General features: G+C 71.5%; 27 protein-coding genes and 1 tRNA gene. 23 read left to right on the top strand and 5 right to left on the bottom strand.

What is annotated here, in order from left to right; all coding sequences use genetic code 11:
- Position 1 precedes the first annotated feature (1 nt).
- The 12 genes from urtE (at position 2) to JI742_RS05665 (ending at position 10,212) form a co-directional block, all read left to right on the top strand.
- Positions 2–691, top strand: a complete 690-nt coding sequence (urtE, locus tag JI742_RS05720; RefSeq protein ID WP_201824669.1) for an urea ABC transporter ATP-binding subunit UrtE — start codon at positions 2–4, stop codon at positions 689–691.
- Positions 692–703: 12 nt separating this feature from the next.
- A complete protein-coding gene (locus JI742_RS05715) occupies positions 704–1,570 on the top strand; it encodes an urease accessory protein UreD (RefSeq protein WP_201824668.1) in 867 nt (288 codons plus the stop codon).
- A 73-nt stretch (positions 1,571–1,643) separates the two neighbouring features.
- Entirely contained in the window at positions 1,644–1,946 is a 303-nt protein-coding gene (locus JI742_RS05710) for an urease subunit gamma (protein WP_182660532.1), read from the top strand.
- 18 nt (positions 1,947–1,964) lie between these two features.
- On the top strand, positions 1,965–2,270 hold the full coding sequence (locus tag JI742_RS05705; RefSeq protein WP_201824665.1) for an urease subunit beta: 306 nt from the start codon (positions 1,965–1,967) through the stop codon (positions 2,268–2,270).
- 134 nt (positions 2,271–2,404) lie between these two features.
- Positions 2,405–2,656, top strand: coding sequence for a hypothetical protein (locus JI742_RS05700; RefSeq protein ID WP_201824663.1), 252 nt, complete (start codon positions 2,405–2,407; stop codon positions 2,654–2,656).
- Positions 2,657–2,721: 65 nt separating this feature from the next.
- Positions 2,722–4,446: an urease subunit alpha gene (gene ureC / locus JI742_RS05695; RefSeq protein ID WP_201824662.1), complete on the top strand. Its 1,725-nt coding sequence runs from the start codon at positions 2,722–2,724 to the stop codon at positions 4,444–4,446.
- Between the two features lie 82 nt (positions 4,447–4,528).
- Positions 4,529–5,284: an urease accessory protein UreE gene (ureE, locus tag JI742_RS05690; RefSeq protein WP_201824661.1), complete on the top strand. Its 756-nt coding sequence runs from the start codon at positions 4,529–4,531 to the stop codon at positions 5,282–5,284.
- Between the two features lie 5 nt (positions 5,285–5,289).
- The gene (locus JI742_RS05685; protein ID WP_201824659.1) at positions 5,290–6,015 is read left to right on the top strand and encodes an urease accessory protein UreF; all 726 of its coding nucleotides are present in this window, start codon (positions 5,290–5,292) and stop codon (positions 6,013–6,015) included.
- Between the two features lie 41 nt (positions 6,016–6,056).
- The gene (ureG, locus tag JI742_RS05680; protein WP_201824657.1) at positions 6,057–6,668 is read left to right on the top strand and encodes an urease accessory protein UreG; all 612 of its coding nucleotides are present in this window, start codon (positions 6,057–6,059) and stop codon (positions 6,666–6,668) included.
- A 100-nt stretch (positions 6,669–6,768) separates the two neighbouring features.
- On the top strand, positions 6,769–7,413 hold the full coding sequence (gene gmk / locus JI742_RS05675; protein WP_201824656.1) for a guanylate kinase: 645 nt from the start codon (positions 6,769–6,771) through the stop codon (positions 7,411–7,413).
- 78 nt (positions 7,414–7,491) lie between these two features.
- Positions 7,492–7,695, top strand: a complete 204-nt coding sequence (gene rpoZ / locus JI742_RS05670; protein WP_201824655.1) for a DNA-directed RNA polymerase subunit omega — start codon at positions 7,492–7,494, stop codon at positions 7,693–7,695.
- A 195-nt stretch (positions 7,696–7,890) separates the two neighbouring features.
- Positions 7,891–10,212, top strand: coding sequence for a RelA/SpoT family protein (locus JI742_RS05665; RefSeq protein ID WP_201824654.1), 2,322 nt, complete (start codon positions 7,891–7,893; stop codon positions 10,210–10,212).
- Positions 10,213–10,305: 93 nt separating this feature from the next.
- Here JI742_RS05665 and rpsT read toward each other — a convergent pair whose 3' ends face one another.
- Positions 10,306–10,611, bottom strand: coding sequence for a 30S ribosomal protein S20 (gene rpsT, locus JI742_RS05660; RefSeq protein ID WP_182660515.1), 306 nt, complete (start codon positions 10,609–10,611; stop codon positions 10,306–10,308).
- A gap of 102 nt (positions 10,612–10,713) precedes the next feature.
- Here rpsT and murJ point away from each other — a divergent pair, with 102 nt between their 5' ends.
- The 8 genes from murJ (at position 10,714) to galU (ending at position 18,861) form a co-directional block, all read left to right on the top strand.
- Complete coding sequence (murJ, locus tag JI742_RS05655) at positions 10,714–12,279, top strand: murein biosynthesis integral membrane protein MurJ (protein WP_201824653.1); 1,566 nt, start codon at positions 10,714–10,716, stop codon at positions 12,277–12,279.
- Positions 12,280–12,311: 32 nt separating this feature from the next.
- A complete protein-coding gene (locus tag JI742_RS05650) occupies positions 12,312–13,160 on the top strand; it encodes a SirB1 family protein (protein ID WP_201824652.1) in 849 nt (282 codons plus the stop codon).
- A 12-nt stretch (positions 13,161–13,172) separates the two neighbouring features.
- Positions 13,173–14,234, top strand: coding sequence for an AI-2E family transporter (locus JI742_RS05645; protein ID WP_201824650.1), 1,062 nt, complete (start codon positions 13,173–13,175; stop codon positions 14,232–14,234).
- Entirely contained in the window at positions 14,224–14,952 is a 729-nt protein-coding gene (hda, locus tag JI742_RS05640; RefSeq protein WP_236676804.1) for a DnaA regulatory inactivator Hda, read from the top strand. Before JI742_RS05645 ends, hda begins: the two co-directional genes overlap by 11 nt.
- 67 nt (positions 14,953–15,019) lie before the next feature.
- On the top strand, positions 15,020–15,703 hold the full coding sequence (locus JI742_RS05635; protein WP_201824648.1) for an HAD family hydrolase: 684 nt from the start codon (positions 15,020–15,022) through the stop codon (positions 15,701–15,703).
- On the top strand, positions 15,700–17,340 hold the full coding sequence (pcnB, locus tag JI742_RS05630) for a polynucleotide adenylyltransferase PcnB (protein ID WP_201824646.1): 1,641 nt from the start codon (positions 15,700–15,702) through the stop codon (positions 17,338–17,340). Before JI742_RS05635 ends, pcnB begins: the two co-directional genes overlap by 4 nt.
- Before the next feature lie 14 nt (positions 17,341–17,354).
- The gene (gene folK, locus JI742_RS05625; RefSeq protein WP_201824644.1) at positions 17,355–17,873 is read left to right on the top strand and encodes a 2-amino-4-hydroxy-6-hydroxymethyldihydropteridine diphosphokinase; all 519 of its coding nucleotides are present in this window, start codon (positions 17,355–17,357) and stop codon (positions 17,871–17,873) included.
- 115 nt (positions 17,874–17,988) lie between these two features.
- On the top strand, positions 17,989–18,861 hold the full coding sequence (galU, locus tag JI742_RS05620; RefSeq protein WP_201824641.1) for a UTP--glucose-1-phosphate uridylyltransferase GalU: 873 nt from the start codon (positions 17,989–17,991) through the stop codon (positions 18,859–18,861).
- Positions 18,862–18,948: 87 nt separating this feature from the next.
- Here the strand turns inward: galU and JI742_RS05615 are convergent, their stop codons facing one another.
- Positions 18,949–19,176 (bottom strand): sulfurtransferase TusA family protein, encoded by a 228-nt coding sequence (locus JI742_RS05615; RefSeq protein WP_201824639.1) that lies wholly within the window; start codon positions 19,174–19,176, stop codon positions 18,949–18,951.
- A gap of 56 nt (positions 19,177–19,232) precedes the next feature.
- The gene (gene cysM / locus JI742_RS05610; protein WP_201824637.1) at positions 19,233–20,138 is read right to left on the bottom strand and encodes a cysteine synthase CysM; all 906 of its coding nucleotides are present in this window, start codon (positions 20,136–20,138) and stop codon (positions 19,233–19,235) included.
- Positions 20,139–20,242: 104 nt separating this feature from the next.
- Between cysM and JI742_RS05605 the strand changes: the two genes are divergently transcribed.
- Positions 20,243–20,327, top strand: a tRNA-Leu gene (locus tag JI742_RS05605).
- A gap of 42 nt (positions 20,328–20,369) precedes the next feature.
- On the opposite strand, the gene JI742_RS05600 is transcribed toward JI742_RS05605, so the two are convergent.
- A complete protein-coding gene (locus tag JI742_RS05600) occupies positions 20,370–22,529 on the bottom strand; it encodes a TonB-dependent receptor family protein (protein ID WP_201824636.1) in 2,160 nt (719 codons plus the stop codon).
- Positions 22,530–22,802: 273 nt separating this feature from the next.
- Here JI742_RS05600 and JI742_RS05595 point away from each other — a divergent pair, with 273 nt between their 5' ends.
- Both JI742_RS05595 and JI742_RS05590 read left to right on the top strand, forming a co-directional pair.
- Entirely contained in the window at positions 22,803–23,111 is a 309-nt protein-coding gene (locus JI742_RS05595; RefSeq protein WP_201824634.1) for a hypothetical protein, read from the top strand.
- 170 nt (positions 23,112–23,281) lie between these two features.
- A complete protein-coding gene (locus tag JI742_RS05590; RefSeq protein WP_201824632.1) occupies positions 23,282–23,872 on the top strand; it encodes a rhomboid family intramembrane serine protease in 591 nt (196 codons plus the stop codon).
- Positions 23,873–23,903: 31 nt separating this feature from the next.
- On the opposite strand, the gene JI742_RS05585 is transcribed toward JI742_RS05590, so the two are convergent.
- The gene (locus tag JI742_RS05585) at positions 23,904–24,821 is read right to left on the bottom strand and encodes an NAD-dependent epimerase/dehydratase family protein (RefSeq protein ID WP_201824630.1); all 918 of its coding nucleotides are present in this window, start codon (positions 24,819–24,821) and stop codon (positions 23,904–23,906) included.
- Positions 24,822–24,958: the final 137 nt, after the last annotated feature.

Genomic DNA, 24,958 nt, shown 5'->3' with positions numbered 1-24,958 from the left:
CATGCTGCAGATCGAATCCGTCCACCAGTACTACGGCGGCAGCCACATCCTGCGCGACGTGAGCTTCACCGTGCCGACCGGCCAGGTCACCACCCTGCTGGGCCGCAACGGCGTCGGCAAGACCACGCTGCTGCGCTGCCTGACCGGCGTGCTGCCGATCCGCTCGGGCGCGATCCGCTTCGACGGCGAGGACATCACCCGGCTCAAGCCCTGGGAGCGCGCCCGCCGCGGCATGGCCTGCGTGCCGCAGGGCCGCGAGATCTTCCCCCGCCTGACGGTGGCGGAGAACCTGGCGATGGGCCTGGCCAACGGCGCGCTGAAGCAGGTGCCCGAGCGGGTCTTCGAGCTGTTCCCGGTGCTCAAGAGCATGCTGCACCGGCGCGGCGGCGACCTCTCCGGCGGGCAGCAGCAGCAGCTCGCCATCGGCCGCGCGCTGACGATGAAGCCGCGGCTGCTGATCCTCGACGAGCCCACCGAGGGCATCCAGCCCTCGATCATCAAGGACATCGAGCGGGCGATCCGCCTGCTGGCCGAGGAGGGTGAGATGGCCATCCTGCTGGTCGAGCAGTTCTACGACTTCGCCGAGTCGCTGGCCGACCACTATGTGCTGATGGCGCGCGGCGAGGTGGTGAAGCAGGGCCCGGGCGCGCGCATGGTCGAGGACGATGTGCGCGGCCTGCTGGCCGTGTAGCCTTCGGCCCCGATGCGTCGCGCCGAAACCCATGAGCTGAACCCGCCCGCCACCGGCCAGGGCTGGGAGGCGCGGCTGCATCTGGGCTTCGATGCCGTCGACGGCCGCAGCCGCCTGCGCCAGGCCCGCCACCAGGGCCCGCTGCGCGTGCAGCGCAGCTTCCATCCCGAGGGCCCGGGCGTCTGCCAGGTGCTGGTGCTGCATCCGCCCGGTGGCATCGCGGGTGGCGACCGGCTGGCGATCACGCTCGACACCGGCCCCGGCGCCTTCGCCCAGCTCAGCACGCCGGGCGCCGGCAAGTGGTACCGCGCCGCCGGCCGCCCGGCCCGGCAGGACGTGCAGGCCACGCTGGCCGAGGGCAGCGTGATCGAGTGGCTGCCGCAGGAAAGCATCGTCTTCGACGGCGCCGAGGCCACGATGCACAACCGCATCCGTCTGGCCGACGGCGCCTGCTGGCTGGGCCTGGAGGTGACCGTGCTCGGCCGCCAGGCGCGCGGCGAGGCCTTCACCCAGGGCCGCGTGCAGCTTGGCAGCCGCATCGACGATGCGGCCGGCCGGCCGCTGTGGTTCGAGCAGGGCGGCTGGGCCGGCGGCGATCCCGGCCTGGCCCGCCCGGCCGGCCTGCACGGCTGTCCGGCCTTCGGCAGCCTGGTGCTGGCCGGCCCGGCGATTGCTGCCGACTGGCTGGCCGCCTGTCGCAGCCTGACGCCCCCGCCCGGTGTGGAAGCTGGCAGCACCGCCCTGCCGCGCGTGCTGCTGCTGCGCGCGCGCGGCGCCAGCGCGGCTTCGGTGCGCGCCCACCTGCTGGCCGCCTGGACGCGGCTGCGGCCGCTGGCCCTGGGCCGCGAGGCGCTGCCGCTGCGGATCTGGCAGACCTGATCCGCCATCTGCCCCGAGCCGAGCCGCCCTGCACTGCCGCGACACTGTCCGCCACCGCCCTGCCCCGACCGCCATGGACCTGACCCCGCGCGAGAAAGACAAGCTGCTGATCTTCACCGCCGCCCTGCTGGCCGAGCGCCGGCGCGCGCGCGGCCTGAAGCTCAACCACCCCGAGGCGGTGGCCCTGATCACCGCCGCCATCCTGGAAGGCGCGCGCGACGGCCGCACCGTCGCCGAGCTGATGGCCGCCGGCCGCGAGGTGCTGGGCCGCGAGGACGTGATGGACGGCATCGCCGAGCTGATCCCCGAGATCCAGGTCGAGGCCACCTTCCCGGACGGGACCAAGCTGGTCACCGTCCACCAACCCATTGTCTGAGAAGGTGTGAACGGACCCATGATTCCCGGCGAACTGCTGCCCGCCGAGGGCGAGATCGAGCTGAATGTCGGCCGGCCGACGCTGACGCTGGACGTGGCCAACACCGGCGACCGGCCGATCCAGGTCGGCTCGCACTACCACTTCGCCGAGACCAATCCCGCGCTGGCCTTCGACCGTGCGGCCGCGCGCGGCTTTCGCCTGAACATCGCCGCCGGCACGGCGGTGCGCTTCGAGCCCGGCCAGACGCGGCGCGTCGAGCTGGTCGCCCTGGCCGGCGCGCGCGTGGTGGTCGGCTTCCGGGGCGAGGTGATGGGGCCGCTCTGAGCGGGCCGGCCTGCCCCGCCCGTGCCCGACCCCTCCGCAACGCTCGCCCCGTCCCTGGCCGGCCTGTTCCTGCCCTTGCCGCTTGCCCTTCCCGCTTGCCCTTCCCGCCTGCCCGACCCTGTACGGAGACCCCGATGGTCCGATTCCGCCCCGCCCTCCGAACCGCTGGTCACGCCCTGCTGGCCCTGCTGGCTGCCGCGCCCGGTACCGCCCTGGCCCACCCGGGCGAGCATCACGGCGGCCTGCTTGACGCGCTGATGCACCTGCTCGGCGAGCCCGACCACCTGGCCATGCCGCTCGGCGCCCTCGTCGCCGGCCTGCTGCTGGCGCGCCGCAGCGCCGCGGCCCGGGCCCGCCGCCAAGCCGGACGCCATCGCGCGGACTGAAGCCCCGACCGAGCCCCGCCCTGCCCCGAACCGATCCGCCCCGGTCCCCACGAGGAGCCCCCGCCATGGCCCTGAAGATCAGCCGCCGCGCCTATGCCGAGATGTTCGGCCCGACCGTCGGTGACCGCCTGCGCCTGGCCGACACCGAGCTGATCCTGGAGGTGGAGCGCGACTTCACGATCCCCGGCGAGGAGGTGAAGTTCGGCGGCGGCAAGGTCATCCGCGACGGCATGGGCCAGGGCCAGGGCCTGTCGGCCGAGGTGGCCGACACGGTGATCACGAATGCGCTGATCGTCGACCACTGGGGCATCGTCAAGGCCGACATCGGCCTGAAGGGCGGCCTGATCCAGACCATCGGCAAGGCCGGCAACCCGGACATCCAGCCGGGGGTGACCATCCCCATCGGCCCAGGCACCGAGGTGATCGCGGGCGAGGGGATGATCGTCACGGCGGGAGGCATCGACAGCCACATCCACTTCATCTGCCCGCAGCAGATCGAGGAGGCGCTGATGTCCGGCGTCACCACCATGATCGGCGGCGGCACCGGACCGGCCACCGGCACCTGCGCCACCACCTGCACGCCCGGCCCCTGGCATATGCATCGCATGTTGCAGGCGGCGGACGCCTTCCCGATGAACCTGGGCTTTCTCGGCAAGGGCAATGCGAGCCGGCCCGGGCCGTTGATGGAGCAGATCGAGGCCGGCGCGATCGGCCTGAAGCTGCACGAGGACTGGGGCACGACACCGGCTGCGATCGACTGCTGCCTGGGCGTGGCCGAGGCCACCGACACGCAGGTCGCCATCCACACCGACACGCTCAACGAGTGCGGCTTCGTCGAGGACACGATCGCCGCCTTCAAGGGCCGCACCATCCACACGTATCACACGGAAGGCGCCGGTGGCGGCCATGCGCCGGACATCATCCGCGCGGCCGGCGAGCCGAACGTGCTGCCCTCCAGCACCAACCCGACGCGGCCCTACACCGTCAACACCGTCGACGAGCATCTCGACATGCTGATGGTCTGCCACCATCTCGACCCGGCGATCGCCGAGGACGTGGCCTTCGCCGAGAGCCGCATCCGCCGCGAGACCATCGCCGCCGAGGACATGCTGCACGACCTGGGCGCCTTCTCGATGATCTCCTCGGACAGCCAGGCCATGGGCCGGGTGGGCGAGGTGCTGATCCGCACCTGGCAGACGGCGCACAAGATGAAGCAGCAGCGCGGCCACCTGGCGCCGCCGCTGGGCGGCGGCATCGATGCGCTGGCGCGCAACGACAACTTCCGCATCAAGCGCTACATCGCGAAGGTCACGATCAACCCGGCGATCGCCCACGGCGTGGGCCATGTGGTCGGCTCGGTCGAGCCCGGCAAGCTGGCCGACCTGGTGCTGTGGCGGCCGGCCTTCTTCGGCGTGAAGCCCTCGCTGATCCTCAAGGGCGGCATGATTGCCGCGGCGCTGATGGGCGATGCGAATGCCTCCATCCCGACGCCGCAGCCGGTGCACAGCCGGCCGATGTTCGGCAGCTACGGCGGCGCGCTGGCCACCTCGCTGACCTTCGTCTCGCAGGCCGGCCTGGCCAACCCGGCCGTGCAGGGGCTGGGCCTGCGCAAGCCGCTGGTCGCGGTGAAGAACACCCGCAACATCGGCAAGAAGGACATGGTCCACAACGCCTGGCAGCCCAGCATCCAGGTCGATCCGGAAACCTACCTCGTGCATGCCGACGGGCAGTTGCTGGTCTGCGAGCCGGCCACCGTGCTGCCCATGGCGCAGCGCTACTTCCTGTTCTGAAGACCCGGTCCGCGCGCCCTGCCGCAGGGGTCCAGTGGCCCGGCTGCCGGACCTGCGGCGCACGCTGCGGTCCAATCAAGCCATGTCTGACATCCCGACCCTGACCCAGATCCTGCCGGCGCCCCCCGCGGAGCCGGCCGGCAGCAGCACCCTGACCCTGCCCTTCGAGCGGCGCCAGGTCACCCGCCAGCGGGTCACGCTGGACGACGGGCGCGAGGCCCTGCTCGACCTGCCGCGCGGCCGCGTGCTGCGTGATGGCGACTGGCTCGGCGGCCCCGACGGCGGACCGCCGGTGCAGGTGCAGGCCGCCCGCGAGGCCGTGGTCCACCTGACGGCGGATGCGCCCGAGCGCCTGATGGCCATCGCTTACCACCTGGGCAACCGCCATGTGGCGGTGCAGGTGGCCGCGCGCTGGCTGCGCATCGCGGCCGACCCGGTGCTCGAAGCCATGGTCCGCGGCCTGGGCGGCCGCTGCCAGCGCCTGCGGGCGCCTTTCGAGCCCGAGGGTGGGGCTTATGGCGGCGGGCATGGGCATGAGCAAGGGCAACGGCACGATGAGGGGCACGCAAGCGGGCACGGCCATGCCCTGGCCCCAGCGGGCGGGGCGAACCCGCAACACGGCGCCCCAGGGCATGTGCACGGGCCCGGCTGCTCGCACGGCCACGATCACGGCCCGGCGCATGCCGCGCCGGCCGTCGCCAACCCTCCGCACGGCGCGCCCGGCCATGTGCACGGCCCGGGCTGCGGCCACGGGGCGGCGGCACCGCAGCCGATCACGATCCAGCGCCGCGGGCCGACCATCCACAGCTACGGCGAGCCGCCGCCGAAGCAGGACTGAGCCGCATGGCCGATGCCCTGCCCCGGCCGGCAGCCGGTCCCGCCCGGGCGGCCGCGCTCGCGCGGCTGATGCAGCTCAGCAGCCCGACGCTGCCGGTGGGCGCCTTCAGCTATTCGCAGGGCCTGGAATCGGCACTGGAAGCGGGCTGGATCACCGACGCCGCCACGGCCGGCGACTGGATCGAGAGCCTCGGCGCCGGTCCCTATGCGCAGCTTGAGGCGCCGCTGTGGTGGCGCGCCCATGCCGCCTGGCAGGCCGGCGATGCCGCCGCGCTGCAGGCCGTCAACGACCTGCACCTGGCCAGCCGCGAAGGCGCCGAGCTGCGCGCCGAGGCGCTGCAGATGGGCTGGTCGCTGGCCCGGCTGGCGCGCGACCTGGGCGAGTTCGGCCCCGCGCAGCAGGCCCTGCTGCCGGCCATCGAGCCGCCGGGCTTCCTGGTCCTGCATGCCGGCCTGGCCTGGGCCTGGGGCCTGGACCCGGAAGAGGCCCTGCTCGGCCACGCCTGGTCCTGGGCCGAGAACCAGGTGATGGCGGCGGTCAAGCTGGTCCCCCTGGGCCAGACCGAGGGCCAGCGCCTGCTGCGCCGCCTGGGCGCCCGCCTGCCGGACTGGCTGGCCACCGCGCGCGACGTGGCGGCTGGCGGTGAGGCCGCGCTCGGCGGCCTTGCCCCCGGCCTGGGCCTTGCAACGAGCCTGCACGAGATGCAGCCCAACCGCATCTTTCGAAGCTGAGCGCAAGCGCCCATCCCCCTTCACCCCCCAGCGAGCACCCCATGAGCAGTTCCCCCCTGCGCGTCGGCATCGGCGGCCCGGTCGGTTCCGGCAAGACGGCGCTGACCCTGGCCCTGGCCGTGGCCCTGCGCGAGAAGTACAAGCTGGCCATCGTCGCCAACGACATCTACACCGAGGAGGACGCGGCCTTCCTCGTCCAGCAGCAGGCGCTGAGCGCGGACCGCATCCTGGGCGTGGAGACCGGCGGCTGCCCGCACACGGCGATCCGCGAAGATGCCTCGATCAACCTGGAGGCGGTCGAGCGCCTGCACCGCCGCTTCCCGGACCTGGACATCGTCTTCATCGAGAGCGGCGGCGACAACCTGGCCGCGACCTTCAGCCCCGAGCTGTCGGACCTGACGATCTACGTGATCGACGTGGCCGGCGGCGACAAGGTGCCGCGCAAGGGCGGGCCGGGCATCTGCAAGTCGGACCTGCTGGTGATCAACAAGACCGATCTGGCGCCCCATGTCGGCGCCTCGCTGGAGGTGATGGCGCGCGACGCCCAGGCCCAGCGCGGCAGCCGGCCGGTGGTCTTCAGCAACCTGAAGACCGGCCAGGGCCTGGCGGCCATCGTCGCGCACATCGAGCATGCGGGGCTGGGCCGCGGCTGAGCGGCGCTGCCGGGCCGGCGCGTGGCCTGGCCGACCGGCGGCGGGATACTCTGGCCCCCGAGCCCCCGACCTTCGTCGCCCTTCCGCCGACCCCTGCACGATGCCTGACACCGCCCTGTCCCCCAGCGCCCTGCCGGGCAACCTCTTCGTCGTCTCCGCGCCCAGCGGCGCCGGCAAGTCCAGCCTGGTCAAGGCCCTGCTGGCGGACGATGCGGGGCTGGCGGTCTCGGTGTCGCACACCACCCGCGCGCCGCGCGGGCAGGAGCAGGACGGCGTGGCCTACCACTTCGTCGACCGTGCGCGCTTCGACGCGATGGTGGCGGCCGGCGACTTCTTCGAATGGGCCGAAGTGCATGGCAACTGCTACGGCACCTCGCGGGCGGCCCTGGCCACGCGCCTGCAGGCCGGGCACGATGTGGTGCTGGAGATCGACTGGCAGGGCGCCTTGCAGATCAAGCGCCTGTTTGCGCATGCCGTGCTGATCTTCATCCTGCCGCCGAGCTGGGCCGAGCTGGCGCGCCGCCTGCACGGCCGCGGCGAGGACGGCGCCGAGGTCATCGCCACCCGGCTGCGCAATGCGCGCCACGAGGTCGCCCAGGCCGAGCACTTCGACTACCTGGTGATCAATGCCGATTTCGAACGCGCGCTCGCCGACCTGCGGACGGTGGTGCATGCGCAGCGACTAAGATACGCGGTTCAGCGGCAAGGCAAGCCGCTCGTCTTTGCCGCCCTCGGGCTGGCCTGAGCCGGGCGCTGCGCCTCCTCCGCCCCGGCGCTTGCCGCGCCGACCACCCGCACGACGGTGCCCCCTGGAGAGTTCACGATGGCCCGCATCACGGTCGAAGACTGCCTGTCCCGCATCCCCAACCGATTCCAGCTCGTGCTGGCCGCGACCTACCGCGCCCGCATGCTGAGCCAGGGCCATGCGCCCAAGATCGAAAGCAAGAACAAGCCTGCCGTGACCGCGCTGCGCGAGATCGCCGGCGGCCAGGTCGGCCTGGAAATGCTGCGCAAGGTGCCTCTCTGAGCTTGGCCTGAGCAGGCCGCGCCGTCGCACGCGACAGCCCGTCCCCGCCCCGAAGCCCGCCGCGTGCGGGCTTTTTTGCGCCCGCCGCCCCGCGGCGGTGCGCGCCAGCCACCTCGGCCCCAGGCTATGGCGGCCATGCACCTTGCCGGCACCCCTGTGTCGTGGCGGTGACAGGGGCTCCGCTACCATGAGGTCATGCCCTCACGCGCCGTCTCCGCCGTTCGCAAACAGCTAAGCCGGGCCCTGCCCGCCTTCCTGCTGGGCGAGCGCGGCAAGGATCCGGTCGCGCCGCCGCCCGGGCAGTCCTTCGAGGCGCTCGCGACCCGGCCCGAGGCCAGCAGCTTCGCGCAATTGCTGGCCAAGCTCGATTACCTCGACGAGGCCGAGATCCAGCGCGTGCGCCAGGCCTACCGCTTCGCCGACCAGGCCCATCTGGGCCAGATGCGCGCCAGCGGCCAGCCCTACATCACCCATCCCATCGCCGTGGCCGGCCTGTGCGCCGACTGGAAGCTCGACGCGCAGGCCCTGCAGGCCGCGCTGATGCACGATGCGATGGAGGATTGCGGCGTCACCAAGCCGGACCTGATCGAGCGCTTCGGCGCCCCGGTCGCCGAGCTGGTCGACGGGCTCACCAAGCTCGACAAGCTCCAGTTCAGCACCCGCGAGGAATCGCAGGCCGAGAGCTTCCGCAAGATGCTGCTGGCGATGTCGCGCGATGTGCGCGTCATCCTGGTCAAGCTGGCCGACCGCCTGCACAACATGCGGACGATGGATGCGATGGCGCCGTCCAAGCGCGGCCGCATTGCCCGCGAGACGCTGGAGATCTATGCGCCCATCGCCCACCGCCTGGGCCTGAACCGGGTCTACCGCGAGCTGCAGGAACTGTCCTTCCAGCATGCGCGGCCCTGGCGGCATGCCGCGCTGTCCAAGGCGCTGGAGCGCGCGCGCGGCCACCGCCGCGACCTGGTCGAGCGGGTGCAGCGCGAGGTCGAATCCGCCTTCGCCCAAGCCGGCCTGCCGGTGCAAGTCAGCGGGCGCGAGAAGACGCTGTTCTCCATCTACAACAAGATGGACGACAAGCACCTGAGCTTCGCCAAGGTCAACGATCTCTTCGGCTTCCGCGTCGTCGTCAACAGCCTGCCCGACTGCTACCTGGCGCTGGGCGTGCTGCACCAGCTCTACAAGCCCATGCCGGGGCGCTTCAAGGACTACATCGCCATCCCCAAGGCGAACGGCTACCAGTCGCTGCACACGACGCTGGTGAACCCGGTGGGCACGCCGGTGGAGTTCCAGATCCGCACCGAGTCCATGCACCTCGTGGCCGAGGCCGGCATCGCCGCGCACTGGCTCTACAAGGTCGGCGGCGGCGGGGCCGGCGATTCGCAGAACCTGGGGGCCATGTGGTTGCAGTCGCTGATCGACATCCAGGACGAGACGCGCGACGCCAGCGAATTCCTCGAACACGTGCGGATCGACCTTTTCCCGGACTCGATCTACGTCTTCACGCCCAAGAGCAAGATCCTCTCGCTGCCCAAGGGCGCGACACCGGTGGACTTTGCCTATGCGATCCACTCGCGGGTCGGCGACCACTGCGTCGGCGCCAAGGTCAACGGCGAGGCGGTCGTGCTGTCGACCGTGCTGCGTTCGGGCGATGTGGTCGAGATCGTCACCTCGGACGGCGCACGGCCGAACCCGAACTGGCTGAACTTCGTCCGCACCGGCCGGGCGCGGTCCAAGATCCGCGCCTACCTCAAGACGCTCGAAGGCGAGGAATCGCTGCGCCTGGGCGAGCGCCTGCTGGCGCAGAGCCTGCGCTCCGAGGGCCTGCGCATGCCGCCCGGCGACGGCAGCGGCGAAGGCCCGGAGGCCAGCCTCTGGCAGGCCCTGCTGCGCTGGAGCGGCCACAAGTCCCGTGCCGAACTGCTGACCGACCTGGTCCAGGGCCGCAAGATGCCGAGCATCGTGGCCAAGCGCCTGGCCGCGCTGATGGCCGAGCGCGGCGCGCGGCCGGACGCCGTCACGCTCAGCCTGGGCCGCTACGCCAGCGACGACAGCGCGCCCGGCCAGCCGACCGTGGTGATTGACGGCAGCGAGGGCGCCACCCTGCAGCTTGCCGCCTGCTGCCACCCCATCCCGGGCGATGCCATCGTCGGCTACCTGGGCCGCGGCGAGGGCCTGGTCGTGCACACGGCCGAATGCAAGCTGGGCAAGCGCCAGTACGAGCGCGACAGCGAGCCCTGGATTCCCGTGGCCTGGTCCGAGGCGCCGGAACGCGCCTTCGAGACCGGCCTGAGCGTGCTGGTGCTCAACGGCCAGGGTGTGCTGGCGCAAGTGGCCAGCGCGGTGAGCGCGGCCGAGGCCGACATCGTCCATGTGGCCATGGGCGAGGCGCGGGCCAGCGAGACGGCGGAGCTCAAGCTGCTGGTGGCCGTGCGCGACCGCCTGCACCTGGCCGAGCTGCTGCGCTCGGTCAAGCGCAGCCCGGCGGTGCTGCGCGCGGCACGGATCAAGAGCTGATCTGCCGCGCCCAGCAAAAAGGGCCTGCTTGCGCAGGCCCTTTTTGCTTGCCGGATCGCCACTCGGGCGCCGGCGCCACCCGGAAAATTTCGATCAGGCCGCGGCGGCCGACAGGGCCTTGACCTTGGCCGACAGGCGGCTCTTGTAGCGAGCGGCCTTGTTCTTGTGGAAGATGCCCTTGTCGGCGATCGAATCGATCACGCGCTGGGCGTTCTTGAAGGTGTCCTGGGCGACGGCCTTGTCGCCAGCGGCGACGGCCTTCAGCACGCCCTTGATGGCGGTGCGAAAGCGCGAGCGCAGCGAGCTGTTGGCGGCGTTGAGCTTGACGTCCTGACGGGCGCGCTTGCGGCCCGACGCGATGCGGACCGTCTTCTTCTTGGCTTTGGCGGAGGTGGCCATGGAAAATCTGTGGTTCCGGGTGGAAAGCCTGCGATATTAACACGAAAGCCGAACCGTAAACCCCTGCCGGATGGGCCGCCGCCGCGGTGTCCGGCCCCGCCCATGAACCTGCTGCGCGCCGCCTCCACCGTTTCCCTGCTGACCCTGGTCTCGCGCATCACCGGCCTGGTCCGTGAGCAGGCGGTGGCGGCCGCCTTTGGCGCCAGCGCGCTGACCGACGCCTTCAACGTCGCCTTCCGCCTGCCCAACCTGCTGCGTCGCCTGTTCGCCGAGGGTGCCTTCTCGCAGGCCTTCGTGCCGCTGCTGGCCGCCTCGCGGGCGCGGGACGGCGAGGAGGCGACCCGCAGCCTGATCGACGCGGTGGCCACGGTGCTGTTCTGGGTGCTGATGGCAACCAGCCTGCTCGGCGTGCTGGCCGCGCCGGGGCTGATCTGGCTGATCGCTGCCGGCCTGAAGGAGGCCGGCAGCTTCGATGCCGCCGTCGACATGACGCGGATCATGTTTCCCTACCTGGCCTGCATGTCCCTGGTCGCGCTGTCGGCCGGCGTGCTCAACACCTGGAAGCACTTCGCGGTGCCGGCGGCCACGCCGGTGCTGCTCAATGTGGCGGTGATCGCCGCCGCACTGCTGGGCCTGCCGCTGTTCGAGCGCATGGGCTGGCCGCCGGTCTATGCCCTGGCCGCGGGCGTGATGCTCGGCGGCTTGCTGCAACTCGGCGTGCAGGTGCCGGCCCTGGCCCGGCTGGGCCTGCTGCCGCGCATCGGCCTGGGGCCATCCACCGTGGCCGCGGCCTGGCGGCATGAGGGCGTGCGGCGCATCTTCCGCGCCATGGGGCCGGCCCTGCTCGGCGTCTCGGTGGCGCAGATCTCGCTGCTGATCAACACCCAGATTGCCTCGCAGCTTGGCGCCGGCTCGGTCTCGTGGCTGACGTATGCCGACCGGCTGATGGAGTTCCCCACCGCCCTGCTCGGCGTGGCCCTGGGCGTGGTGCTGCTGCCCCAGCTCTCGGCCGCCCAGGCCGGCGACGACCGCGTGCGCTACGCCGCCCTGCTCGACTGGGGCCTGCGCCTGGTGCTGCTGCTGGCCCTGCCCTGCGCGGTGGCGCTGATGGTCTTCCCCCAGGCCCTGGTCGCGGTGCTTTACCACCGTGGCGCCTTCGCGCCCAGTGACGTGGCCCAGACGGTGATGGCGCTTCAGGGCTACGGACTGGGGCTGCTCGGCCTGGTGGCGCTGAAAGTGCTGGCGCCGGGCTTCTATGCCAAGGGCGACCTGCGCACGCCGGTGCGGGTGGCCGCGGGCGTGCTGGTGCTGACGCAGTTGCTCAATGTGGTCTTCGTGCCGAGCCTGGGCCATGCCGGGCTGGCCCTGTCGATCGGCGTGGCGGCGCTGGTGAATGCCGCGGCGCTGCTGATCGGCCTGGTGCGGCGCGGCAGTTGGCGGCCGCTGCCGGGCTGGGGCCGCTTCGGCTTCCAGGTGATCACGGGCAGCCTGCTGCTGGGCCTGCTGCTGGACCAGGCGGCGCGGCGCCTGGACTGGATCGCCCTGGGCGAGCACGAAGGCCTGCGCGCCGCCTGGCTGGCCGGCGTGCTGGCTGCCGCCGGCCTGGGCTACCTGGCCGTGCTGGCTGCGCTGGGCCTGCGGCTGCGTGCCTTCACCCGCAGCGACTGAGCGGGCCGGACCCCACCCCTACACTCGACCGCATGCAGTTTGCCGCGCCGACCGCCCTTGACTACTTCGCCAGCCTGGTCGCGGAGGATGCCTCTTTCGCCCTGCTGGAAGCCGCCATCGCCGTGGCCCAGGACGAGGAACCACAGCTCGACACCCAGGCCGTGCTGGCCCAGATCGATGCCCTGGTCGAGCGCTTGCAGCGCCGCCTGCCGGCCGATGCCTCGCCCATCCAGCGCCTGCGCCTGCTGAACCGCTACTTCTTCCAGGACCTGGGCTTCGCCGGCAACGTCAACGACTACTACGCGGCGGACAACAGCTACCTGCACCGCGTCATCGCCAAGCGCAGCGGCATTCCCATCACCCTGGCCCTGCTCTACATCGAGCTGGCCGGCGGCATCGGCTTGCAAGCCCGCGGGATCTCCTTCCCCGGCCACTTCCTGATCAAGGTGAAGATGCCGCAGGGCGAGGTGGTGATCGACCCCTTCAGCGGCCGCTCGCTCTCGCGCGAGGACCTGGACGAACGCCTCGCGCCCTTCAAGCGCCGCCGCGGCCTGATCGACGACATGGACATGCCGCTCGGCCTCTTCCTGCAGCCGGCCACGCCGCGCGAGATCGTCGCCCGGCTGCTGCGCAACCTGAAGGAAATCCACCGCAACAGCGAGGACTGGCCGCGCATGGTGCAGGTGCAGGACCGGCTGGTCTGCCTGCTGCCCGACGAGCCCGGCGAGCGCCGCGACCGCGGCCTGGCCCGCGCCGAGATGGGCCAGGACGAAGCCGCCCTGGCCGACCTCCAGGCCTATCTGGCCGCCGCCCCCGAGGCCGACGATGCCGAGGCCATCCGCGAGCGCCTGCGCGACCTCGGCCCGTCGCCGCTGCACTGAAGGACCGCCGCGATGACCCTGAACCGCGCGCAGCGGCAAGGCCTGGCCTGGCTGGCCGTGGCCGGCCTGATCGTGCTGTTGCTGGCCCTGCTGGGGCCGGTGCTGACGCCCTTCCTGGTGGCTGCCGTGCTGGGCTATGCCCTGCATCCGGTGGTCGAGCGCCTGGTGCAGCGGCGCGTGCCGCGGGTGCTGGCGGTGCTGGGGGTGGAGGTGCTGGCCCTGCTCAGCCTGCTGGCCATTGCCCTGCTGATCGTGCCCATCCTGCTGCGCGAGATTCCGGCGCTGCGCGAGCAGATTCCCGAGCTGCTGGCCCGGGCCTGGGCCTGGGCCGGACCGCGCCTGGCCGCCGCCGGCCTGCCGGTAGATCCGGATGCGGACGGCCTCAAGCGCAGCGTGCTCGACCTGCTGAACGCCAATGCCGAGGACTGGCTGCTGCCCCTGCTGCGCTCGGCCCAGCTCGGCGGCAGCGTGGTGCTGGCCTGGGTCGGCACGGCGGTGCTGCTGCCGGTCGTGCTGTTCTACCTGCTGATGGACTGGCCGCAGCTCGTGGCCCGCAGCCAGGCCATGCTGCCGCCGCGCTACCGCGAGGCCGTGCTGGGCTTTGCGGCGGAATGCGATCACGTGCTCGGCCAGTACCTGCGCGGCCAGTTGCTGGTGATGCTGGCCCTGGCCGTCTTCTACGCCCTGGCCCTGGCCCTGACCGGGCTGGAGCTGGCCCTGCCGGTGGGCGTGTTCACCGGCCTGGCGGTGGCCATTCCCTACATCGGCTTCGGCCTCGGCCTGGCCCTGGCCCTGCTGGCCGGGCTCCTGCAATTCGGCCCGGGCGCGGCGCTGGCCGCGGTGGCCGCCGTCTATGCCGTCGGCCAGTTGCTGGAGAGCTTCGTGCTCACGCCGCGCCTGGTCGGCGAGCGCATCGGCCTGCACCCGCTGACGGTGATCCTCGCGCTGATGGCCTTCGGCCATGTCTTCGGCTTCGTCGGCGTGCTGGTTGCGCTGCCGGCCAGCGCGGTCGGCGTGGTCGCGCTGCGGCGCCTGCGCCGCTGGTATCTGGAGAGTCCGCTGTATGGAGCCTGAGGTTCGGGCGGCCCCCGCAGCCGCCGGGCCGATGCGGCAACTGACGCTGCCGATCGCCCCCGGCCCGGCGCCGCGCTTCGAGAATTTCCGCCCCGGCGCCAATGCGGCGGCCCTGGGCGCGCTGCAGGCCCTGCTGACGCTGCCGCGGCCCGCGACGCCGCTGATGCTGTGGGGCCCGGCGGGCAGCGGCAAGAGCCACCTGCTGCATGCGGTCGAGGCCGCGCTGGCCGAGACCGGCCACCGCGCCGGACGGCTGGCGGCCGGCGGCCCACTGCCGGCGGGCTGGGACGAGCGCTGGGCGCTGCTCATCCTCGACAGCGCCGAGGCCCTGGACCCGCTGCGCCAGCATGTCGCCTTCACCCTCTTCGTCGAGGCCAGCACGCGCGGCCTGCCGGTGCTGAGCGCCGCGCGCCTGCCGCCGGTCGACCTGCCACTGCGCGAGGACCTGCGCAGCCGCCTGGGCTGGGGCCTGGTCTACCAGCTCCAGCCGCTGGCCGATGCAGAGGTGCGCGAGGTGCTGCGCGACGAAGCCGCCCGGCGCGGCCTGAAGCTGCAGGGCGAGGCCATCGACTGGCTGCTGCTGCGCCAGGCCCGCGACCTCGGCAGCCTGATGGACCTGCTCGACCGGGTCGACGCCTACGCGCTGGAACAGCAGCGCGCGGTCACCATCCCCCTGCTGCGTGCGATGCTCGGGGGTTGGGCGGAGACCCCGGATTGAGCCCTGCCCCCCGGGGCCGTGGCCGCCCCGCACCGCCGCATGCCCCGCCGCAAGCCGGCTGCCGACGATGAACCTGACGCTCTTCGACCTCGACCTGACCCTGCTCCCGCTGGATTCCGACCATGCCTTCGGCGGCTTCATGATCCAGCTCGGCTGGGCCGACGGCGCCGATTTCCAGCGCCGCAACGACCGCTTCTATGCCGACTACCAGGCCGGCACGCTGGACATCCATGCCTATGTGGACTTCGCCACTGCAAGCTGGCGCAGCCGGCCGGCGGCGGAGTTCGAAGCCGTGCAGGCCCGCTTCATGGCCGAGGTGATCGGCCCGGCCCTTCGCCCGGCGGCGCGCGCGCTGGTCGAGCGGCACCGCGCCGCGGGCGACCGCCTGGCCATCGTCACCGCCACCAACGAGGGCGTGACCCTGCCGATCGCCCGCGCCTTCGGCGTCGACACGCTGATCGCGATCGATCTCGAACGCGGCGCGGACGGCCGGCCGACCGGCCGCATCGCCGGCACGCCGTCCTTCCGTGAAGGCAAGGTCGAGCGCATCGACGCATGGCTGGCCGCCGAGGGCCTGCGGCGCGCGGACTTCGAGCGCATCACCGTCTACAGCGACTCGATGAACGACCTGCCGATGTTCGAGATCGCGACCGAGCCGGTGGCCACCAACCCCTCGCCCGCCCTGGCCGCGCATGCCGCGGCCCGCGGCTGGCGCGTGCTGAACCTGTTCGACCAGGACAACGACAAGTGATCAAGAAGCTGATCGACAAGCTGCTGGGCAAGGGCGCGGGCCAGCCCGCCGCCGGCCGCCCCGCCGAGCCGCCGGCGCCGCTGCGCCCGCGCGCCGAGGACCGCCGCGAGATTCCCGCCAGCGAGCACCGCATCGACCCGAAGCTGCTCGACGAGCGCGCCGTGCGCGTGGTCGAGACCCTGCAGCAGGCCGGCCACGAGGCCTACATCGTCGGCGGCGCGGTGCGCGACCTGCTGCTTGGCCTGCGACCCAAGGATTTCGACGTTGCCACCAGCGCCACGCCCGAGCAGGTCAAGGGCCTGTTCCGGCGCGCCTTCATCATCGGCCGGCGCTTCCGCATCGTCCATGTGATCCACGGCCGCGGGCGCGAGCACGAGGTGATCGAGGTCTCGACCTTCCGCGCCCTGCTCGACAGCGCCGACGCCGCCACCGTCAACGGCAACGAGAAGACCGCCAAGCGCGAGCTGGAAGGCCGCCTGGCCGGCCAGGGCCATGTCGTCGATGCCAGCGGCCGGGTGCTGCGCGACAACGTCTGGGGCCCGCAGCATGAGGATGCCGCGCGGCGCGACTTCACCGTCAACGCCATGTACTACGACCCGGTGCGCGAGCTCGTGGTCGACTACCACGGTGGCTATGCCGACGCGCGGGCGCGCCGGCTGCGCATGATCGGCGACCCGGCCAGCCGCTACCGAGAGGATCCGGTGCGCATCGTCCGCGTGATCCGCTTCGCGGCCAAGCTGGGTTGCGGCATCGAGGAAGCGACCCGCGCACCCATCGTCGAGATGGCCGCCCTGCTGGACAACGTGCCGGCTTCGCGACTCTTCGACGAGATGATCAAGCTGCTGCAGACCGGCCATGCCCTGGCCTCGGTCGAGCAATTGCGCGCCTTCGGCCTGCATCGCGGCGTCTTCCCCATCCTGGGCGTCGCGCTCGACGACCGCAGCCCGCAGCCCGCGCGCGACCGCTTCGTGCAACTGGCCCTGGCCGACACCGACCGCCGGGTCGGCGAGGGCAAGCCGGTCGCGCCCGGCTTCCTGCTCGCCTGCCTGCTCTGGCACGAGGTACAAGGCCGCTGGCAGGACCGCCGCGACGCCGGCGAGCCGGTCTTCCCGGCGCTGCAAGCAGCGATCGACGAGGTCTTCGAGGCCCGCATCGGCGACATCTCCGGCCGCGGCAAGCTGGCGGCCGACATGCGCGAGATCTGGGCCATGCAACCGCGCTTCGACAAGCGCAGCGGCAGCGGCCCGCTGGGCTTGGTCGACCAGCCGCGCTTCCGCGCCGGCTTCGACTTCATGCGCCTGCGCGCCGAGGCCGGCGAGATCGACCCGGCCCTGGCCGCCTGGTGGGAGGCCTTCTCCCAGGCCCGCCTCGACAACGACAACGAGGCCCAGAACGAGCTGCTGCGCGAGGCCCGCCAGCAGGAAGAGGGCAGCCGCCGCAGCGCCGGCCGCGTGCGCCGCGTGCCGGCCGCGCGCAGCGAGGCCGATGCCGCCCCCGACGCGAGCGCCGCAGACGGCCGCCCGGCCGAGGACCTGCCGGGCGCCGAGGGCGATGCCCCGGCACGCAAGCGCCGCCGTCGCCGTCGCAAGCCGGGCGCCGCCGGCCCGGCCGAGGCCGCCGCCGCGGGCGAGGACTGAAGCCACCCACGGCCATGGAGACCCCCGTCTCGACCCCCTGGACGGCCGTCATCGGCCTGGGCGCCAACCTGGGCGAAGCCCGCCAGACGCTGCGCGAGGCCGTGGCCGCGCTGGGCGGGCTGCCCGCTGCGCGGCTGATCGGCCTGTCCTCGCTCTATGCCAGCGCGCCGGTCGATGCGCAGGGGCCGGATTTCCTCAATGCCGCAGCGCTGCTGGAAACGACGCGGGCCCCGCTGGACCTGCTGGATGCGCTGCAGGCCCTGGAGCTGGCGCACGGCCGGCTGCGGCCCTACCGCAATGCGCCGCGCACGCTGGACCTGGACCTGCTGCTCGGCGAGACCGTCGACGGCGCGCTGCTGCGCATCGAGCATCCGCGCCTGAGCCTGCCGCATCCGCGCTGGGACCAGCGCGCCTTCGTGCTGCGGCCGCTGGCCGAGCTGCGGCCGGCTCGCGTGCCGGCGGCGGCCCTGGCCGGCGTGCAGGATCAGGCGATACGCATCGCGGAAAGCGGCTCGTCCTGGGGCTTGGCGTAAAAACTGCGTGCCAGAATGGGCCGCCCCAGCTTGGGGCCGTGCCTGGCCGCACTAGGCTGTTCGCCCTCTTCCCGCCCTGGACCCCTTCCTTTTGCAGGCTCGACCTGCCCCCACCATGCGCGTCAAAAAGGCCATTTTTCCTGTTGCCGGTCTCGGCACGCGTTTCCTGCCCGCCACCAAGGCGATGCCCAAGGAAATGCTGCCGGTGGTCGACAAACCGCTGATTCAATACGCCGTCGAAGAGGCCTATGCCGCGGGTATCCGGCAAATGATCTTCGTGAATGGCCGCAACAAGCGCGCGATTCCCGACCATTTCGACACGGCCTACGAGCTGGAAGCCGAGCTGGAAAATGCCGGCAAGCGGGAATTGCTCGAGGTCGTGCACTCCATCAAGCCGGACGACATGGAGTGCATCTACATCCGCCAGCCCAAGGCCCTGGGCCTGGGCCATGCCGTGCTGTGCGCGGCCTCGGTGGTCGTCAATGAACCCTTTGCCGTGCTGCTGGCCGACGACCTGATGGTCGGCGAGAAGCCCATCCTCAAGCAGATGGTCGAGCAGTACGACGAGTGGCGCGCCAGCATCCTGGCCGTGCAGGAAGTGCCGCTGGAGCACACCAAGCGCTACGGCATCGTCGCCGGCACGCCGGTGAACGACCGGGTGATGGATGTGAGCCACATCGTCGAGAAGCCCGCGCCGGACGTGGCGCCCTCGCGTCTGGGCGTGGCCGGCCGCTATGTGCTGAGCTTCGACGTCTTCGACGAGATCCGCCGCCAGCCGCGCGGCGTGGGCGGCGAGATCCAGTTGACCGACGGCATCGCCGGCCTGCTGCGTCGGCAGAAGGTGTTCGCCTACCGCTACGAAGGCAAGCGCTACGACTGCGGCAGCAAGGAAGGCTTCCTCGAAGCCAATGTGGAACTGGCGCTGGCCCATCCCACGCTGGGCCCCGGCTTCCGCGATTACCTCAAGACCCTGGCCCAGGGGCTTTGAGGCAGCGGCCGCAGCGCGGGCGGTCAACCCGCGCTGCGGCGCGCTTTGCGTTACTTGCCGCCCCGCGAGGCGCGGCAGGCAGGGCCTTCAGCGGCGACGCAGCACGTGCACGAACTCCGAGCCTGCGCTCTGCTGCTCGACCAGCTCGTTGCCGGTCTGGCGCGCAAAGGCCTGGAAGTCCCGGACCGAACCGGGATCCGAGGCCAGCACCCTGAGGGTCTGACCGCTGCTCATGTCCGCCAGGGCTTTCTTGGCCTTGAGGATGGGCAGCGGGCAGTTCAACCCGCGGGTGTCGATTTCCTTGGCTGTCTCCATGATGGACTCGCTGGGCTTCCGGGTTGAGGGCAAGTGTCTCGCACCTGGCTTGAACATCAGGCCGGGAAGACCCCGGTCGAAAGGTAACGGTCCCCTCGGTCGCAGACGATGAAGACGATGGTCGCGTTCTCCACCGTCTCGGCCAGCCTCAGGGCGGCCGAGCAGGCGCCGGCAGCGGAGATGCCGCAGAACAGGCCCTCCTCGCGGGCCAGGCGGCGGGCCATGTCCTCGGCCTCGGCCTGGTCGACCTCGATCAGCTCGTCGACGCCGGCCGGCTCGTAGATCTTGGGCAGGTAGGCCGCCGGCCATTTGCGGATGCCAGGGATGCGCGAACCCTCGCTGGGCTGCGCGCCGACGATGCGCACCGCCGGGTTCTGCGACTTGAGGTAGCGCGACACGCCGGTGATGGTGCCGGTCGTGCCCATGGCGCTGACGAAGTGCGTGACCTGGCCTTCGGTGTCGCGCCAGATCTCCGGGCCGGTGGTCTCGGCATGGATGCGGGGGTTGTCGGCATTGGCAAACTGGTCGAGCACCCGGCCCTTGCCCTCGCGCTGCATCTGGTCGGCCAGGTCGCGGGCGTATTCCATGCCGCCGCCCTTGGGCGTGAGGATCAGCTCGGCCCCGAAGGCCTTCATGGTCTGCGCGCGTTCGATCGAAAGGTCCTCCGGCATGATCAGGATCATGCGGTAGCCCTTGATCGCCGCGGCCATGGCCAGGGCGATGCCGGTGTTGCCGGAGGTGGCCTCGATCAGCGCATCGCCGGGGCGGATGTCGCCGCGCTCCTCGGCCCGCTGGATCATGCTGAGGGCGGGCCGGTCCTTGACCGATCCAGCCGGGTTGTTGCCTTCGAGCTTGCCGAGGATCACATTGCCGCGCCGGGCCTGCGCCTCGCCCGGCAGGCGCTGCAGCCGGACCAGCGGCGTGTTGCCGATCACGGCATCGAGGGTCGGATAGAGGGGCATGGCGGCAGGCGTCCTTGGAGGGGCGGATTGTGCCCCCGTCGCCCGGGGCCGGCAGGGCGCGCAGGTATCATCCGCTCCTCGCAAGCAAGCCTGCTCCGCACCTTCCCCGGGTGGCGAAATCGGTAGACGCAGGGGACTCAAAATCCCCCGCCGCAAGGTGTGCCGGTTCGAGTCCGGCCCCGGGGACCAAGACCCATCGCAGGTCGGCCAGCATCAGCCGGGCCGTCTCGCTCAGAACGTGGCACGCAAGCCCAGATGCACACGTCGCGGCGGGCCCGTGAGAATGCCCCGGGTGCGGTCGACGATGTCCTCCGCATCGAGCAAGTTCTTGACGGTGGCCAGCAGCGACCACCGGTCGTCAAGGCGCCAACTGCCCGCCAGATTGATCACCGTGTGCGCAGGAATCCGACCGGCTTGCCCATTGGCCGACGGAGCGACCGTGTTGGCGAAGTCGGCAAATTGTGCAGAGGTGTAAACGGCCTCCAACTGAGCGCGCCAGGCGGGACGTTCCACTCCCATGGTGACGGTGGCAAGGTACTCCGGTGCATAGGGCTGTCGGAGACCCGCGGCACTGCCGGCAACCGGAGCCCCCCCGACGACTTGGCGGAAGGGCTCGCTCTGCCGGGCGGTGGGCAGCCAAGTCAAGGCCCAAGTGGTGAAGGCGCCCGCCGAGGGGGCAAATGCCCATTGACCTGAGAGTTCCAGGCCCTGGAACAGCGCCTGACCCTGGGCCAGCGGGGTGCTGCCCCCAGCGATGGAGCCCACGGCCGTGAGGCGGTCGAAGTCGGTGCGGAAGGCCGTCGCTTGCACGCTCAGCCCATCCAGGGGCTCGCTGCGAAGGCCGACCTCCACGTTCAAGCTGCGTTCTGCAGCCACCTCGGTCACCGTCCCGTTGCCAGCAATGACGTCCTCGGTCCGCGGCGGCGCGAAGCCGCGGTGGACGCTGGCAAAGAGCGTGCTCTCCGGACTGAAGCGCCATGCGACGCCCAGGCCGGGGATGAAGGTGCGCAGCGTGTCCGACTGCGGTCCCAGGTCGCCGAGTCGGTCTTCACGCCGGTTGATGATGTGCTCGAACCGCAGGACGGGCTGCAGGCTGAAGGCCTCGCCCAAGGCAATCCGGTTGCTGAGAAAGGCTGAAGCAGCCCGGGTCTCGCGCAGGTTGTCTTCGACCAGTGGGCCGCTTCGACCGCGAGGCGAACCGGCCTGGACCTGCTTGCGCTCCTGAAGCTCATCGTGGAGCTTGACGCCGAACTCGAGCTCCTGCGCCCAGCCGCCCAGGGCATGCTGAAGTCGCAACCGGCTGTCGATGCCCAGTGTCCGGTAGTAGCGCAGTCGTCCCTGGGCCGAGGCGCAGCGCTCGACGTCGACCCGCTCGCCCGCCAGGCGCGCATCACGAAAGGCCGTGCCGCACTGCGTGTCGGTGGTTGTGCTGCTCTGGCGCCACCAGTCGCGGTCGAAGACGGCGCCGTAAAGCTGGGTGCTGAGCGTGCGGCCCGGGCCGAGCTTCCAGCGGTGGGTCAAGGAAAGCCCCGTCCGCGAGGTCTCGAACACATCATTGCGGAACGGGTTGTACTGTGCGCCGAAGGTCTCGAATTCGGCCTGGGTCAGGCCGCTGTAGGTCACCTGGGAGTCTTCGATGAAATGGCTGAGCTTGGCAGTGAGGCGGTGGTCGGGCGCCACGTCGATCACGCGCTTGAGGTTGAGATCGAGCAAGTCGCTCTCGGTGTTCTCGCGGCTGCCCTGCCCCTGCTTGTGGGTCAGGTCGACCAACCAACCCTCGGCACTGGCTTGAAGCTTCACGTCCCGGAACGCCCGGTTGCCTACGGTGAGCTGGGCGGAGCCAGAGGGTTCGCGGGTGGGCGCAGGCGTGAGGAAATTGAGGACGCCGCCCAGCGTTTGCGGACCGTAGGCCAAGGTGCCGAGGCCCTTGAGCAACTCGATGGAAGCGAAGCGCTCGACCGGCGGAAAGTAGTAGCTGGCGTTGTCGCCGTAGGGGGCGTAAGCCAATGGAATGCCGTCTTCCAAAAGCGTGATCTTGGTCGATCGGGTCGGGTTCAAGCCGCGAACGCCGATGTTGGGCCGCAGGCCGAAGCCCTCCTCGTCGCGTACATGGACGCCCGGGAGCTTGCGCAGCATCTCGTTGACAGTGAATGGTTGGCTGGCATCGAAATCCTCGCGCTCAAGCACCGACAAGCTCCCGGGCGCGCGCGGGCGTTCAAGCGGCGGGGCGGCGATCGTGACGGCGGGCAGCTCAACTTGCCCGCGCTCAGCCGGCGATGGGGTGCTGGGCTGGGCCTGCAGGGTTTGCGGCATCAAGGTCAGCCAGGCGAGGAGGCCTATCGGGCGGCTGAGACTGTGCGGGACGATGGGACCGAGGCGGTTGACGGGCATGGCGTGGCGCAAGGGACGCGGTAAGCAGAGCGGCAGGGCATGGCCTGCCTCAGCACTGAATTTATACAAACGAGAATGATTCGCACACACATTAGCAATGATTGACCGGATCGACAGGCTTTGCATCCGGGCACGGTCTTTTTGCGAGTCCTTCAGCGCTTCACCCTCCGTTCACCCAGGCTTCATGCGCTGCGGCGTCTGGGGTTCACCCACGATCGAAACAGTGCTTCGCACGGCAGCACCCTTGCTGCCGGACTCAACCAGGAGCTGTTCATGTCCATCCCGTCGATCCGCCGTCTTGCCCTCTTCGCTGCCTGCACCCTGGCCCTGGCGGGCCAAGCTGCGGTGGCCGCCCCGCCCGCCGTCACGGGCAAGCCCGGCCCTCAGCCTGGTGGCGCTTATCTGCACTCGGATGGCTTTCTGAGCAAGGGCGACATGCTCATCTACGTCGGCGTGCCCCGCAGCAAGGAGACGACCGCGCAGGCCGCGAACCCCTCTGCGCCCCAGCCCGCCGCAGCCGGAACCGAACGCGTCGCAACGAGTGAGCGCAGCAAGGAGCCGGCAGCGACGCAAAGCCGATAAGCGGGCTGCTGCGCGAGGCCAGCCCGACGGGCCCGGCAGGTGACAATGCTCCCTGCCCGCCCGCCGGCTGGCCTTGTCACCCGATTCGTGGGGCCGGGTCAGCGAAAGGCTTTCCTTCACCCGCCGCGCCCCAAGGGCACGGCCCGCCCGGCCGACCGGCCCGCGAGACCATGCCCCCGATGCCCCCGATCACCAAGGCGCTGATCCTGGCCTGCGTCGGCTTCTACTGCGCCACCCTCTTGCTGCCGCCCTGGTTCGAGGGGCTGCTGGCGCTGTGGCCCATGGCCACGGGCAACTTCCAGCCCTGGCAGCCGATCAGCTATGCCTTCATGCACGGCAGCCCGGGCCACCTGCTGTTCAACATGCTGGGCCTGTGGAGCTTCGGCAGCGAGCTGGAGCGCCTGTGGGGCGGCCGGCGCTATGTGCACTTCCTGATCGCCAGCGTGCTGGCGGCGGCCGTGGTGCAGCAGCTCTGGACGGCGGCGATCGGCTCGCCGGTGCCGACGGTCGGCGCCTCGGGCGGCCTGTTCGGCCTGCTGCTGGCCTTCGGCATGCTGTTCCCGAACCGGCAGATCATGATGCTGATCCCGCCGATGCCGATCAAGGCCAAGCACTACGTGATGATCTTCGGCGGCCTGGAACTGCTGCTGGGCTTCAGCGGCGGCAGCGGCATCGCCCACTTCGCCCACCTGGGCGGCATGCTGGGCGGCTTCCTGATGCTGCGCTACTGGGGTGGCAGGCCGCCCTTCGGCCGGCGCTGAGACCGGCGCCGCAGCCGGCTCGGCCGCGGACTCAGCCGCCGGTGGCAGGCGGCAGGGCGTCCAGCACGGTGGGGTAGCGCAGCTTCAGGCGCAGCTCGCGCTTCATGCGGCCGTTGTCGAGCCGGCGCGATTCCGACAGGAAGCTCATCGTCATCGGCGACAGCCGAAGCTGTGCCTCGGCCCGGCTCAGGCGCGGCGGGCGCGGCAGGCCGCAGCGGTCGGCCACGGCATCGAAATGCTCGCCCATCGGCAACTGGCCGTCGTCGCTGATGTGCAGGGCGCGCGGCTTGCGGCCGAGGAAGAGCGCGCGCAGGCAGGCGCGGGCCAGGTCGTCGGCATGGATGTGGTTGGTGTGGACATCGTCCTGCGCTTGCAGCACCGGGCTGCCGCGGGCCACGCGTTCGCGCGGGTCGCCACCTTCGCGGTCGAGCGCATAGATGCCGGGAATGCGCAGCCGCGCCAGGGCCACGCCCTGCTGGCGGCTCCAGTCGCTCAGGCGCTGCTCGGCAGCGACGCGGCGGCGCGCACGGTCGGAGGCCGGGCGCAGCGGGCGGGTTTCGTCGAAGAAGGCGCCGCCGGCATCGCCATAGACCCCGGTCGTGCTGCCGTAGACCGCCGTGTGCACGCCGCCGCGGCGGCCCAGGGCGCGCAGCAGCGCGGCGGTGCGCGGGTCGTCCTCGCCCTGGCCGGGCGGCGGGGCCAGGTGCAGCAGGCGCGGCGCCAGGCCGGCCAGGCGGCCGAGGCTGGCCGGATCGTCCAGATTGCCCAGCAGCGGGCGCAGGCCGGCCGCACGCAGGGCGGGCCGGCGCGCGGGCTGCGAGCTCAGCGCGATCACCCGCAGCCGCCCGGCGAGCAGGCGGGCCACGCGCAGGCCGACATCGCCACAGCCCACGATGAGGACGCGGCTGCGGCGGAACACGGCAGGACGGGAAGGCGGCGGCGTGGGCATGGCTGGTCGGATGGGCAGGACGGCTTGGGGACGGGCGCGGGATGCGCTCGTCGTTCGGGGCCGGGCGCACGGGGTCGGAACCCGGCGGCGGCCGGGCGGACCCGGCGGCGGCAAGGCAATCGGCCGCCTGCCCGGGC

The organism is Piscinibacter lacus, assembly GCF_016735685.1.
Classification (GTDB): Bacteria; Pseudomonadota; Gammaproteobacteria; order Burkholderiales; family Burkholderiaceae_C; genus Aquariibacter; species Aquariibacter lacus.
Note: the sequence above shows the minus strand (reverse complement) of the source record. Positions and strands in the feature narration are given on the sequence as shown.

Coding starts and splice junctions, on each gene's coding strand:
- urtE (WP_201824669.1), top strand. CDS start 2: ATGCTGCAGATCGAATCCGTCCACCAGTACTACGGCGGCAGCCACATC.
- JI742_RS05715 (WP_201824668.1), top strand. CDS start 704: ATGCGTCGCGCCGAAACCCATGAGCTGAACCCGCCCGCCACCGGCCAG.
- JI742_RS05710 (WP_182660532.1), top strand. CDS start 1,644: ATGGACCTGACCCCGCGCGAGAAAGACAAGCTGCTGATCTTCACCGCC.
- JI742_RS05705 (WP_201824665.1), top strand. CDS start 1,965: ATGATTCCCGGCGAACTGCTGCCCGCCGAGGGCGAGATCGAGCTGAAT.
- JI742_RS05700 (WP_201824663.1), top strand. CDS start 2,405: ATGGTCCGATTCCGCCCCGCCCTCCGAACCGCTGGTCACGCCCTGCTG.
- ureC (WP_201824662.1), top strand. CDS start 2,722: ATGGCCCTGAAGATCAGCCGCCGCGCCTATGCCGAGATGTTCGGCCCG.
- ureE (WP_201824661.1), top strand. CDS start 4,529: ATGTCTGACATCCCGACCCTGACCCAGATCCTGCCGGCGCCCCCCGCG.
- JI742_RS05685 (WP_201824659.1), top strand. CDS start 5,290: ATGGCCGATGCCCTGCCCCGGCCGGCAGCCGGTCCCGCCCGGGCGGCC.
- ureG (WP_201824657.1), top strand. CDS start 6,057: ATGAGCAGTTCCCCCCTGCGCGTCGGCATCGGCGGCCCGGTCGGTTCC.
- gmk (WP_201824656.1), top strand. CDS start 6,769: ATGCCTGACACCGCCCTGTCCCCCAGCGCCCTGCCGGGCAACCTCTTC.
- rpoZ (WP_201824655.1), top strand. CDS start 7,492: ATGGCCCGCATCACGGTCGAAGACTGCCTGTCCCGCATCCCCAACCGA.
- JI742_RS05665 (WP_201824654.1), top strand. CDS start 7,891: ATGCCCTCACGCGCCGTCTCCGCCGTTCGCAAACAGCTAAGCCGGGCC.
- rpsT (WP_182660515.1), bottom strand. CDS start 10,611: ATGGCCACCTCCGCCAAAGCCAAGAAGAAGACGGTCCGCATCGCGTCG.
- murJ (WP_201824653.1), top strand. CDS start 10,714: ATGAACCTGCTGCGCGCCGCCTCCACCGTTTCCCTGCTGACCCTGGTC.
- JI742_RS05650 (WP_201824652.1), top strand. CDS start 12,312: ATGCAGTTTGCCGCGCCGACCGCCCTTGACTACTTCGCCAGCCTGGTC.
- JI742_RS05645 (WP_201824650.1), top strand. CDS start 13,173: ATGACCCTGAACCGCGCGCAGCGGCAAGGCCTGGCCTGGCTGGCCGTG.
- hda (WP_236676804.1), top strand. CDS start 14,224: ATGGAGCCTGAGGTTCGGGCGGCCCCCGCAGCCGCCGGGCCGATGCGG.
- JI742_RS05635 (WP_201824648.1), top strand. CDS start 15,020: ATGAACCTGACGCTCTTCGACCTCGACCTGACCCTGCTCCCGCTGGAT.
- folK (WP_201824644.1), top strand. CDS start 17,355: ATGGAGACCCCCGTCTCGACCCCCTGGACGGCCGTCATCGGCCTGGGC.
- galU (WP_201824641.1), top strand. CDS start 17,989: ATGCGCGTCAAAAAGGCCATTTTTCCTGTTGCCGGTCTCGGCACGCGT.
- JI742_RS05615 (WP_201824639.1), bottom strand. CDS start 19,176: ATGGAGACAGCCAAGGAAATCGACACCCGCGGGTTGAACTGCCCGCTG.
- cysM (WP_201824637.1), bottom strand. CDS start 20,138: ATGCCCCTCTATCCGACCCTCGATGCCGTGATCGGCAACACGCCGCTG.
- JI742_RS05600 (WP_201824636.1), bottom strand. CDS start 22,529: ATGCCCGTCAACCGCCTCGGTCCCATCGTCCCGCACAGTCTCAGCCGC.
- JI742_RS05595 (WP_201824634.1), top strand. CDS start 22,803: ATGTCCATCCCGTCGATCCGCCGTCTTGCCCTCTTCGCTGCCTGCACC.
- JI742_RS05590 (WP_201824632.1), top strand. CDS start 23,282: ATGCCCCCGATGCCCCCGATCACCAAGGCGCTGATCCTGGCCTGCGTC.
- JI742_RS05585 (WP_201824630.1), bottom strand. CDS start 24,821: ATGCCCACGCCGCCGCCTTCCCGTCCTGCCGTGTTCCGCCGCAGCCGC.